We start from the raw sequence: 12197 nt of genomic DNA, 5'->3' as shown, positions 1-12197 counted from the left end.
GCGCATGTCTACGGCTGCCGATAAAGCACAACTGCAATCTCAGGGTTTGTACGACCCATCTAACGAACACGACGCCTGTGGCGTGGGCTTTGTTGCTCACATCAAGGGTCAAAAGAGCCACGCCATCGTGGGTCAAGCGCTCAAAATTTTGGAAAACCTCGACCACCGTGGTGCTGTGGGTGCTGATGCACTCATGGGCGACGGCGCAGGTATCTTGATTCAACTGCCCGATGCTTTGTATCGCGAAGAGATGGCCAAGCAGGGCGTGACCTTGCCCCCGCTCGGCGAGTACGGCGTGGGTATGGTGTTCTTGCCTAAAGAAAGCGCGTCGCGCTTGGCTTGCGAGCAAGAGCTCGACCGTGCTGTCAAAGCCGAAGGTCAAGTGCTGTTGGGCTGGCGCGATGTGCCGGTCAACCTCGACATGCCCATGTCTCCACGCGTGCGTGAAAAAGAGCCGGTCATTCGCCAAATCTTCATCGGTCGCGGCAATGACGTGATCGTGCAAGACGCCCTCGAGCGCAAGCTGTACGTCATCCGTAAAACAGCCAGCGCCGCGATTCAGCACTTGAACTTGAAGCACAGCAAAGAGTATTACGTGCCTAGCATGTCTAGCCGCACCATCATTTACAAAGGCTTGTTGCTGGCCGACCAAGTCGGTACTTATTACCGCGACTTGACCGACGAGCGCTGCGTGTCTGCCCTCGGTTTGGTGCACCAACGCTTCTCAACCAACACTTTCCCTGAATGGCCATTGGCTCACCCTTACCGCTATGTGGCGCACAACGGCGAGATCAACACCGTCAAAGGCAACTACAACTGGATGAAGGCCCGCGAAGGCGTGATGTCTTCCCCCGTGTTGGGCGATGACTTGCAAAAGCTCTACCCCATCAGCTTCGCTGACCAATCCGACACCGCCACCTTTGACAACTGCCTCGAATTGATGACGATGGCTGGCTACCCCATCAGCCAAGCCGTGATGATGATGATTCCCGAGCCATGGGAAAACCACACGACCATGGACGAGCGCCGCAAGGCCTTCTACGAATACCACGCAGCAATGTTGGAGCCATGGGACGGCCCAGCTTCTATCGTGTTCACTGACGGTCGCCAAATCGGCGCGACGCTGGACCGTAACGGTTTGCGTCCTTCACGCTATTGCATCACCGACGACGACATGGTCATCATGGGTTCTGAGTCTGGCGTGTTGCCAGTGCCTGAGAGCAAGATTGTTCGCAAGTGGCGTCTGCAGCCCGGTAAGATGTTCTTGATCGACCTCGAACAGGGTCGCATGATCGACGACGAAGAACTCAAAGCTGGCCTGACCAACACCAAGCCCTACAAGCAATGGATTGAAAACGTACGCATCAAGCTCGATGACGTCAAAGGCCACGAAGGCGAAGCCGCCCAAGCCAGCGATGTGTCATTGCTCGACCGTCAACAAGCCTTTGGCTACAGCCAAGAAGACATCAAGTTCTTGATGGCGCCTATGGCCATCAACGGCGAAGAGGGCATTGGCTCGATGGGTAACGACAGCCCATTGGCTGTGTTGTCTAGCAAAAACAAACCGCTGTATAACTACTTCAAGCAGTTGTTCGCGCAAGTGACCAACCCACCGATCGACCCGATCCGTGAAGCCATCGTCATGTCCTTGGTGTCGTTTGTGGGCCCTAAGCCCAACTTGCTCGACATCAACCAAGTCAACCCGCCCATGCGTTTGGAAGTCAGCCAGCCCGTGCTGGACTTCGCCGACATGGCCAAGTTGCGTGACATCGAACAGTACACACACGGCAAGTTCAAGAGCGCCACGCTCGACATGACTTACCCATTGGCTTGGGGCCACGACGGCGTCGAAGCCAAGTTGGCGTCGTTGTGCGCTGAAGCTGTGGACGCGATCAAAGGCGGTCACAACATCCTCATCATCAGCGACCGCGCTGTGAGCGCCACTCAGGTGGCAATTCCTGCTGTGTTGGCCTTGTCTGCGATTCACCAACACTTGGTGCGCGAAGGCTTGCGTACCACGGCTGGTTTGGTGGTGGAAACTGGCAGCGCCCGCGAAGTGCATCACTTCGCCGTGTTGGCAGGCTACGGCGCAGAAGCCGTGCATCCCTACCTCGCGCTCGAAACATTGGCCAATCTGCACAAAGATTTGCCAGCTGATTTGTCGACCGACAAAGCCATTTACAACTACATCAAAGCCATCGGCAAAGGCCTGTCGAAGATCATGTCCAAGATGGGCGTGTCGACCTACATGTCTTACTGCGGCGCTCAGTTGTTTGAAGCCATCGGTATCAACACCGAAACTGTGCAAAAGTATTTCACCGGCACACCTAGCCGCGTGGAAGGTATCGGCATTTTCGAAATGGCCGAAGAAGGCATTCGCATGCACCATGATGCGTTTGGCGAAAAACCTGTGTTGGCCAATATGCTCGACGCTGGTGGCGAATACGCTTGGCGCGCCCGTGGCGAAGAGCACATGTGGACGCCTGATGCGATTGCCAAGTTGCAGCACAGCACACGCTCGAACAACTTCAGCACGTACAAAGAGTACGCACAAATCGTCAACGACCAAAACAAGCGTCACCTGACCTTGCGCGGTTTGTTCGATTTCAAGATTGACCCATCCAAAGCCATCTCGGTGGACGAGGTTGAGCCAGCCACTGAAATCGTCAAGCGTTTCGCCACAGGCGCGATGTCGCTCGGTTCTATCTCTACCGAAGCACACGCAACTTTGGCCGTGGCGATGAACCGCATTGGCGGCAAGTCCAACACGGGTGAGGGCGGTGAAGACCCAGCGCGTTACCGCAACGAACTCAAAGGCATCCCAATCAAACAAGGCGACACACTCAAAACCATCATCGGCAACGATGTGGTCGAAGTGGACATGCCTTTGCTGGCGGGTGATAGCCTGCGTTCACGCATCAAGCAAGTGGCTTCTGGCCGATTTGGTGTGACCGCTGAATACCTGTCTTCATCTGACCAAATTCAGATCAAGATGGCCCAAGGCGCGAAGCCTGGTGAAGGTGGTCAGTTGCCAGGCGCGAAAGTGTCTGAGTACATCGGTAAGCTGCGTTACAGCGTGCCAGGCGTGGGCTTGATTTCGCCTCCGCCACACCACGACATCTATTCGATCGAAGACTTGGCTCAGCTGATCCATGACTTGAAGAACGTTGCACCTCACGCTGACATCAGCGTGAAGTTGGTGGCTGAAATCGGCGTGGGCACGATTGCCGCAGGCGTTGCCAAGTGCAAGGCCGATCACGTGGTGATCGCTGGCCACGATGGCGGCACAGGCGCATCGCCTTGGTCTTCCATCAAACATTGCGGTTCACCTTGGGAAATCGGTTTGGCCGAAACCCAACAAACTTTGGTGTTGAACGGTTTGCGTGGCCGCGTGCGCGTGCAAGCCGATGGCCAAATGAAAACTGGCCGCGACGTGGCTGTGGGTGCTTTGCTCGGCGCTGACGAGTTTGGCTTTGCCACCGCACCGCTGGTGGTTGAGGGCTGCATCATGATGCGCAAGTGCCACTTGAACACGTGCCCTGTTGGCGTGGCCACACAAGACCCAGAGTTGCGCAAGAAGTTCACAGGCAAGCCTGAGCACGTCGTCAACTACTTCTTCTTCATCGCTGAAGAAGTGCGCCAAATCATGGCGCAACTCGGTATCAAGAAGTTTGACGACATGATTGGCCGCGCCGACTTGCTCGACATGCGCGCTGGCATCGAACACTGGAAAGCCTCTGGTCTCGACTTCGCTCGCTTGTTGGCTGTGCCTCAAGTGGGCCCAGAGATCCCTCGCTACCACGTGGACAAGCAAGACCACGGCTTGGAAAAAGCATTGGACCAAAAACTCATCGAGAAATCCAAGCCTGCCATTGAGCGCGGCGAGAAGGTGCAGTTCATGGAAGTGGCCCGCAACGTCAACCGTTCAGTCGGTGCGATGTTGTCAGGCGCTGTGACCAAGGTGCACCCAGAAGGTTTGCCAGATGACAGCATCCGCATCCAACTCGAAGGCACGGGCGGTCAATCGTTCGGCGCGTTCTTGTGCAACGGCATCACGCTGTACCTCATTGGTGACGCCAACGACTACACCGGCAAAGGCCTCTCAGGCGGTCGCGTGGTGGTTCGTCCTAGCATCGATTTCCGTGGCGACGCGGTCAACAACATCATCGTGGGTAACACCGTGATGATTGGCGCGACACGCGGTGAAGCGTTCTTCTCTGGCGTGGCTGGTGAGCGTTTTGCTGTGCGTTTGTCTGGCGCGACTGCCGTTGTCGAAGGCACAGGCGACCACGGTTGCGAATACATGACAGGCGGCACAGTCGCGGTGTTGGGTAAAACCGGCCGCAACTTCGCTGCGGGCATGAGCGGCGGTGTGGCGTACGTGTACGACGAAGACGGCCAGTTCGACAAGAAGTGCAACACCGCCATGGTCTCCATGGAAAAAGTGTTGACCGCTGCGCAGCAGGAAGAAACCTTGCCACGCGCCATTTGGCACCGTGACCAAACCGACGAAGCACAACTCAAGAAGTTGCTCGAAGACCACCACCGTTGGACGGGTTCCAAGCGCGCCCGCGAATTGCTGGACAACTGGGACACCGCACGTGCCAAGTTTGTCAAAGTGTTCCCCAACGAATACAAGCGTGCCTTGGGCGAGTTGAACGCAGCCAAGACTGCTAAGGCTCCAGCCGCATCGGCCAAAAAAGCCGTCGCTGCCAAGTAACGCAAAGCACAAGCAAAAGGATTTGAATCATGGGAAAAGTCACTGGCTTTATGGAAATTGAGCGCATCGAAGAGGGCTACAAGCCCGTCAAAGAGCGCTTGAAGAACTACGACGAATTTGTGATTGGTTTGGACGACAAACAAGCCAAAGACCAAGCTGCCCGTTGCATGGACTGCGGCACACCGTTTTGTAACAACGGCTGCCCTGTCAACAACATCATTCCGGACTTCAACGAGTTGGTGTACCAAAGCGATTGGAAAAACGCGATTGACGTGCTGCACAGCACCAATAACTTCCCCGAGTTCACCGGCCGCATCTGCCCCGCACCTTGCGAAGCTGCTTGCGTGGTGAACCTCAATGGCGACGCGGTGGGCATCAAGTCCATCGAGCACGCCATCATCGACAAAGCTTGGAATGAAGGCTGGGTGGTCGCTAAGCCCGCCAAGCATAAGACGGGCAAAAAGGTTGCCGTCGTGGGCTCAGGCCCTGCCGGCATGGCTGCTGCACAGCAGTTGGCTCGCGTCGGTCACGACGTGACCTTGTTCGAAAAGAACGACCGCATTGGTGGCTTGCTTCGCTACGGCATTCCAGACTTCAAGATGGAAAAGTCGCACATCGACCGCCGAGCCAAGCAGCTAGCAGCTGAAGGCGTGACCATCCGTACCAACGTGATGGTGGGCGAGTTGCCAAAGGGTTCTAAGGTCACCAACTGGGCCACAGAAACCATCAGCCCCGCACAACTGCAAAAAGACTTTGACGCTGTGTTGTTGACCGGTGGCTCTGAGCAGTCTCGCGACTTGCCAGCACCTGGCCGCGACTTGGCTGGCATTCACTTCGCGATGGAGTTCTTGCCACAGCAAAACAAGGTCAACGGCGGCGACAAGGTCAAAGACCAATTGCGCGCTGACGGCAAGCATGTGGTGGTCATCGGCGGTGGCGACACCGGCTCTGACTGCGTGGGCACCAGCACACGCCACGGCGCTGCCGGTGTGGTTCAGTTCGAAGTGATGCCTATGCCACCCGAGCATGAGAACAAACCGATGGTGTGGCCTTACTGGCCACTGAAGCTGCGCACCAGCTCTAGCCACGACGAGAGCTCTGAGAAGGGTTTGCTCAAGCGTGAATTCGCTATCTCTACCAAAGAGTTTGTCGGCGAAAACGGCAAAGTCACGGGCGTCAAGACCGTTCGCGTTGAATGGAAAGACGGCAAGATGGTCGAAGTGGCGGGCACTGAAGAAATCATCAAAGCCGACCTCGTGTTGCTGGCGATGGGTTTCGTGAACCCTGTAGCAACCATTTTGGACGGCTTCGGCGTTGAGAAAGACGCACGCGGCAATGCCAAAGCAACGACCGAGTTCACTGGCGGCTATGCCACTAACGTATCCAAAGTGTTTGCTGCGGGCGACATCCGCCGTGGTCAGTCTTTGGTCGTGTGGGCGATCCGCGAAGGCCGTCAGGCTGCGCGTTCGGTGGACGAGTTCTTGATGGGCGCAAGCGATCTGCCTCGCTAACTTCTCATCTTTACAAGCCTGTAATGGCTTGCATTTAGAATGACAAGGGCTGGTCTGTTTCATGAACAGGCCAGCTTTTTCTTCTATGAATACCACTTCCCCCTTAAATACAAACCCTGATGCGTTGGTGGCGCTGCGCGACATTCGCTTTGGCTACGGCGAGCGCCTCATCTTGGATGGCATCACGCTGACCGTGCCACGCGGCAAAGTCACGGCACTCATGGGTGCGTCGGGTGGTGGCAAAACCACGGTGCTGCGTTTGATCGGTGGCCAATACCGCGCGCAGTCGGGCAGTCTCACGTTTGATGGTCAAGAAGTGGCCCCACTCAACCCCACCGATTTGTACGCCGTGCGTCGTCGAATGGGCATGCTGTTTCAGTTTGGTGCTTTGTTCACCGACTTGAGTGTGTTTGACAACGTGGCTTTCCCGCTGCGCGAACACACCGACTTGAGCGAGCCCATGATTCGCGATATCGTGCTGATGAAGCTCGAAGCCGTAGGCTTGCGCGGCGCACGTGATTTGATGCCCAGCGAAGTCTCAGGTGGTATGGCCCGCCGTGTGGCCTTGGCGCGTGCCATGGCACTCGATCCAGAACTCATCATGTACGACGAACCCTTCGCTGGCTTGGACCCGATTTCTCTCGGTACTGCTGCGCGTTTGATTCGCCAGCTCAACGATACCTTGGGCCTCACCAGCGTCATCGTGTCGCACGATTTGGATGAAACCTTTCACATCGCCGACCAAGTGATCGTGTTGGCCAACGGCAAGATTGCCGCGCAAGGCACACCCGACGAAGTGCGTCACAGCAACGATCCTTTGGTGAAACAGTTTGTCACTGCAGCGCCTGACGGCCCTGTGCGTTTCCACTACCCAGGCCCATCCGTGGCGCAAGACTTTGGTGTGGAGGGTGAGCAATGAAGTTTGTGGAAAACCTAGGCTTTGCGGTTCGCAGTTACTTGGCTGGTCTGGGCTTGGGTGCCCGTTTGTTTGTGCGCCTGATTTCAGAGTTTGGCAGCAACATGCGCCGCTTTGGCTTGGTGCGTGACCAAGTGCATTTCTTGGGCAACTATTCGTTGGCCATCATTGCGGTGTCGGGCTTGTTTGTGGGCTTTGTGCTCAGCTTGCAGGGCTACTACACCTTGCAGCGTTATGGCTCGTCAGAAGCTTTGGGCCTGTTGGTGGCCTTGAGTTTGGTGCGCGAGCTTGGCCCCGTGGTGAGCGCCTTATTGTTTGCGGGCCGCGCCGGTACATCGCTCACTGCTGAAATTGGTTTGATGAAAGCGGGCGAGCAGCTCAGCGCCATGGACATGATGGCGGTCGACCCCGTGCGCCGCATCTTGGGCCCACGCTTTTGGGGTGGCATCATCGCTTTACCTTTGCTCTCGGCCGTGTTCAGCGCCGTGGGTATTTTGGGCGGTTGGATGGTGGGTGTGTTGATGATTGGCGTAGACGCCGGCTCGTTCTGGAGCCAGATGCAAGGCGGCGTTGACGTGTGGAAAGACGTGGGCAATGGCGTGGTCAAGAGCATCGTGTTCGGCGTGACCGTCACGTTTGTGGCGCTGCTGCAAGGCTATGAAGCCCAGCCCACGCCCGAAGGTGTTTCGCGCGCCACGACCAAAACGGTCGTGGTCGCTTCGTTGGCAGTGTTGGGGTTGGACTTCATCCTCACCGCCATGATGTTCAGTATTTGATGAATCGAGGAAGCTATGCAACGCTCCAAAAATGATGTGTGGGTGGGTCTGTTCGTGCTCTTGGGCGCAGCAGCTATTTTGTTTTTGGCTTTGAAGTCGGCCAATTTGCTGACTTTGAATTTTCAATCCAACTACACGGTCAGCGGCCGCTTTGACAACATTGGCGGCTTGAAGCGCCAAGCAGCCGTTAAGAGTGCAGGCGTGGTGGTGGGCCGTGTGGAAAACGTCACGTTTGACGACAAAACTTTCCAAGCCACGGTGACCATGAACATTGAGAGCCGTTACCAATTCCCCAAAGACAGCTCTTTGAAAATTCTCACCAGCGGATTGTTGGGCGAGCAATACATTGGCATTGAAGCTGGTTCTGAGGCTGACAACTTGGCCAATGGGGACCGCATCCAGGCCACGCAATCGGCGGTGGTGTTGGAAAACTTGATCAGTCAGTTCTTGTACAACAAGGCCGCAGAGCCAACGCCTGAAAAGGGTGGCAAATGATGCTTGCATCTTTGAAACGCGTCGGCTTGGGCGTGGCGTTGCTTGCGTTGGCTGTGGCCAGCACGGGTTGCGCGACAGGCCCGAATGCCAATCCGAAAGATCCGTTAGAGCCGATGAACCGTCAAGTGGCAAGGTTCAACGATGTTTTGGATGACAACGTGCTCAAGCCTGTTGCTACAGGCTATCGCGACTACACACCGCAGCCTGTGCAAACGGGCGTGAGCAACTTCTTTCGCAACTTGTCGGATGTTTGGTCGACGGCCAACAACGGCTTGCAACTCAAAGGTCGCGACACCGCAGAGTCATTGATGCGTGTGGTGGTAAATACCACTTTGGGTATTTATGGCCTTTTTGATGTGGCCACACAAATTGGTTTAGAGCGTCATCCAGAAGATTTCGGCCAAACCTTGGGCTATTGGGGTGTTCCGAGCGGTCCTTACGTCGTTTTGCCACTGTTGGGGCCCTCGACGGTACGTGATACCAGTGTGGTTCCTGTGGAGACCTCAGTTGACTTCGTGCGCCAATATGACGATGTGCCCGTTCGCAACGCCGCGATGGCGACTCGCATCGTGGACAGGCGTGCAAGCTTGCTGAAAACCACAGACTTGTTAACCGGGGCGGCCATCGATAAGTACAGCTTCACCCGCGATTCCTACTTGCAATTCCGACGCAACCAGGTGTACGACGGCAATCCACCCGATGAGGATGAGCTGGTGGACCCGAGTGCTGAGCCTGTGGCGCCGTCAGCCAAATAAGTGGCCCAAACGTTAAAGATACGTACCCATTGGAGTTTGAAACCATGAATCGCTTTTTGTCACGCCGTACTTTGACTGCTTGGGCCTTTTGTGCCGCTTCTGCACTAGGTATGGCCAGCGCTGTTTCTGCGGCTGAGGAGCCAGCTGATGTGTTCATCAAGCGCGTGTCATCGGACATCTTGGATGCCATCAAATCTGACAAATCTATCCACAACGGCGATGTGAACAAGATCATCGTGTTGGTGGACCAACGTGTTATGCCTAACGTGAACTTTTTGCGCATGACAGCTTCTGCAGTTGGCCCAGGCTGGCGTCAAGCCACACCCGAGCAGCAAAAGCGCTTGCAAGACGAGTTCAAAATTTTGCTGGTCCGTACGTACTCCGGTGCTTTGGGTCAGGTCAGTGACCAAACCATTGCTGTCAAACCCTTGCGTGCCGCTGCTGATGACAAAGAGGTATTGGTGCGTACCGAAGTGCGCGGCAAAGGTGACCCCATCCAGCTCGACTACCGTGTGGAAAAAACAGCAGACGGCGCATGGAAGGTTTACAACATGAACGTCATGGGCATTTGGTTGGTCGAGAACTACAAAACCCAGTTTGCACAAGAAATCAACGCCAAAGGTGTGGATGGTTTGATTGCCAGCTTGGCTGACCGCAACAAAACCAATGCCCGCGCATCCAAATAAGCCATGAGCACCTTGACCACCTCTATCGCTTTGCCTGCTGTCTTGATGCAGGCCCAAGCCCAGGCCGTGGCCGATGGTTTGGTCGCGTCTTTGACCGCTCAGCTGGCTCGTGGTGGTGAAGCGGTGTTGGATGCGTCGGCCCTGACCCAGTTTGACTCTTCGGCTTTGGCCGTGGTTTTGGCTTGTCGCCGTGCGGTGCAGGCCAAAGGCGCCCAGTTACGCGTCACAGGGCTGCCTGAGCGTGCCCAAGCCTTGGCCAAGGTCTATGGTTTGAGTGCATTGCTGCACTGAAATGTGTTTCAGGCGTCCCTGTGGGTGTCGCGAAGTCAGGGCAATCGCAGAGGGCATGCTGAAAGCCTTAAAATCAAAGGCTACTTTATGCCCGCTATTTCTTTCCAATCCGTCTCCAAAACTTTCCAAACCGCCCGAGGTCCGTTTCAGGCGCTCGATGGCGTGCGTTTTGATGTTCAAAAAGGCGAGTTCTTTGGGCTCTTAGGCCCCAACGGCGCGGGCAAGACCACCCTCATCAGCATCTTGGCCGGTTTGGCACAAGCCTCGTCTGGTTCGGTGTTGGTGCACGGCGTCAATGTGGCTACCCAATCCGCCCAGGCTCGCCGCATGTTGGGCGTGGTACCGCAAGAGCTGGTGTTCGACCCGTTCTTCAATGTGCGCGAAGCCTTGAAGTTTCAGTCGGGCTACTTTGGCGTCAAACACAACGATGACTGGATTGATGAGCTCTTGCACAGCCTTGGCCTCAGCGACAAAGCCCATCACAACATGCGCCAACTCTCAGGCGGCATGAAGCGCCGCATGTTGGTGGCGCAAGCCTTGGTGCACAAGCCGCCTGTCATCGTGCTTGATGAGCCAACCGCGGGTGTGGACGTGGAGCTGCGCCAAACCTTGTGGCAGTTCATTGCCAAGCTCAACCGCGAGGGCAGCACCGTGTTGCTGACCACGCATTACCTCGAAGAAGCCGAAGCTTTGTGCGGCCGCATTGCCATGTTGAAAAACGGCAAAGTGGTGGCGCTCGATAGCACCACCGAGTTACTCAAAGCTGCGTCTAGCAATGTGCTGCGCTTCAAGCTCGATGCCGAGCTGCCACCTGCTCTTGCTGCCAAGGCGCGGGTGACGGGCCGCATCGTTCAGTTCCCCGCCAATGACGCGTTGGAGATTGAGCGCTACCTCGCAGCCGTGCGTGAAGCTGGCTTGCAAGCGCAAGACGTCGAAATTCGCAAAGCCGATTTGGAAGATGTGTTCCTCGATGTGATGCACAAAAGCGAAGAAACAGGAGCACAAGCATGATGACCGGCTGGACCATGCTCTTCTACAAAGAGGTGTTGCGCTTTTGGAAAGTCAGTTTCCAAACGGTGGCCGCGCCCGTGCTCACGGCGGTGATGTACCTGATGATTTTTGGCCATGTGCTTGAAGCGCATGTGCAGGTGTACGAGGGTGTGAGCTACACCGCGTTTTTGATTCCGGGCCTCGTGATGATGAGCGTGCTGCAAAACGCGTTTGCCAATAGCTCCTCGTCCATGGTGCAAAGCAAGATCATGGGCAACTTGGTGTTCTTGTTGCTCACGCCACTCTCGCACTGGAGCTGGTTCTTTGCCTATGCACTGTCTGCCATGGTGCGCGGTTTGTTGGTGGGCGCGGGTGTGTTGTTGGCGGGCGTGCTGTTTGTGTGGCAGTCGTCGGTGCTCAATTTCTCGCTCATGCCTACGCAGCCTCTGTGGGTCATCACTTTTGCCGTGCTCGGCGCGCTCATGCTTGGCTCACTCGGTTTGATCGCGGGCTTGTGGGCCGATAAGTTTGACCAAATGGCCGCTTTCCAAAACTTCATCATCATGCCGATGACGTTTTTGAGCGGCGTGTTTTATTCCATCCACTCACTGCCAAGCTTTTGGCAAAACGTGAGCCACCTCAACCCGTTCTTCTACATGATCGACGGTTTCCGTTTTGGCTTCTTTGGCCAAAGCGATGTGTCGCCTTGGTTGAGCTTGGGCGTTGTAGGTGTGTGCTTGTTGGTGGTTTCTACCATCGCACTGCATTTGCTGCGCACAGGTTACAAAATCCGAGGCTAAAAGGTATTCCATGACAGCACAAGAGTTACAAGCCATCATCGCCGCAGGCCTGCCTTGCGAGCATTTGCACGTCGAGGGCGATGGCCGTCATTGGTATGCCACTTTGGTGTCCGCCGAGTTTGAAGGTAAGCGCCTCATCCAGCGCCACCAGCAGGTCTACGCCACCTTGGGCGAAAAAATCAAAACCGATGAAGTGCACGCTTTGTCCATGAAAACCTACACGCCTGCCGAATGGCAAGCTGCTCCTAAAGCTTAAG

Annotated in this window: 11 protein-coding genes; all 11 read left to right on the top strand. The window is 55.9% G+C overall.

What is annotated here, in order from left to right; translation table 11 throughout:
- The first annotated feature begins 4 nt into the window (after positions 1-4).
- The 11 genes from LINBF2_RS11320 (at position 5) to LINBF2_RS11270 (ending at position 12196) form a co-directional block, all read left to right on the top strand.
- Positions 5-4720, top strand: coding sequence for a glutamate synthase-related protein (locus LINBF2_RS11320; protein ID WP_281888968.1), 4716 nt, complete (start codon positions 5-7; stop codon positions 4718-4720).
- 29 nt (positions 4721-4749) lie between these two features.
- Positions 4750-6231 carry a glutamate synthase subunit beta gene (locus LINBF2_RS11315; RefSeq protein WP_281888967.1) on the top strand — a complete coding sequence of 494 codons (1482 nt, stop codon included), beginning with the start codon at positions 4750-4752 and terminating at the stop codon, positions 6229-6231.
- Between the two features lie 85 nt (positions 6232-6316).
- On the top strand, positions 6317-7150 hold the full coding sequence (locus LINBF2_RS11310) for an ABC transporter ATP-binding protein (protein WP_281888966.1): 834 nt from the start codon (positions 6317-6319) through the stop codon (positions 7148-7150).
- The gene (gene mlaE, locus LINBF2_RS11305; RefSeq protein WP_104797016.1) at positions 7147-7923 is read left to right on the top strand and encodes a lipid asymmetry maintenance ABC transporter permease subunit MlaE; all 777 of its coding nucleotides are present in this window, start codon (positions 7147-7149) and stop codon (positions 7921-7923) included. The genes LINBF2_RS11310 and mlaE overlap by 4 nt, the downstream gene beginning before the upstream one ends.
- Positions 7924-7938: 15 nt before the next feature.
- Positions 7939-8418, top strand: coding sequence for an outer membrane lipid asymmetry maintenance protein MlaD (gene mlaD / locus LINBF2_RS11300; RefSeq protein WP_281888964.1), 480 nt, complete (start codon positions 7939-7941; stop codon positions 8416-8418).
- Positions 8415-9173 (top strand): VacJ family lipoprotein, encoded by a 759-nt coding sequence (locus LINBF2_RS11295; RefSeq protein ID WP_281888962.1) that lies wholly within the window; start codon positions 8415-8417, stop codon positions 9171-9173. Before mlaD ends, LINBF2_RS11295 begins: the two co-directional genes overlap by 4 nt.
- A 44-nt stretch (positions 9174-9217) precedes the next feature.
- On the top strand, positions 9218-9859 hold the full coding sequence (locus LINBF2_RS11290; protein ID WP_281888960.1) for an ABC transporter substrate-binding protein: 642 nt from the start codon (positions 9218-9220) through the stop codon (positions 9857-9859).
- A 3-nt stretch (positions 9860-9862) separates the two neighbouring features.
- Complete coding sequence (locus LINBF2_RS11285) at positions 9863-10150, top strand: STAS domain-containing protein (RefSeq protein WP_281888958.1); 288 nt, start codon at positions 9863-9865, stop codon at positions 10148-10150.
- Between the two features lie 87 nt (positions 10151-10237).
- Positions 10238-11161, top strand: a complete 924-nt coding sequence (locus LINBF2_RS11280; RefSeq protein ID WP_104797011.1) for an ABC transporter ATP-binding protein — start codon at positions 10238-10240, stop codon at positions 11159-11161.
- Positions 11161-11940 carry an ABC transporter permease gene (locus LINBF2_RS11275; protein WP_104797167.1) on the top strand — a complete coding sequence of 260 codons (780 nt, stop codon included), beginning with the start codon at positions 11161-11163 and terminating at the stop codon, positions 11938-11940. Before LINBF2_RS11280 ends, LINBF2_RS11275 begins: the two co-directional genes overlap by 1 nt.
- A gap of 10 nt (positions 11941-11950) precedes the next feature.
- On the top strand, positions 11951-12196 hold the full coding sequence (locus tag LINBF2_RS11270; RefSeq protein ID WP_104797010.1) for a BolA family protein: 246 nt from the start codon (positions 11951-11953) through the stop codon (positions 12194-12196).
- Position 12197 lies beyond the last annotated feature (1 nt).

Source organism: Limnohabitans sp. TEGF004, assembly GCF_027924965.1.
Taxonomy (GTDB): Bacteria; Pseudomonadota; Gammaproteobacteria; order Burkholderiales; family Burkholderiaceae_C; genus Limnohabitans.
Note: the sequence above shows the minus strand (reverse complement) of the source record. Positions and strands in the feature narration are given on the sequence as shown.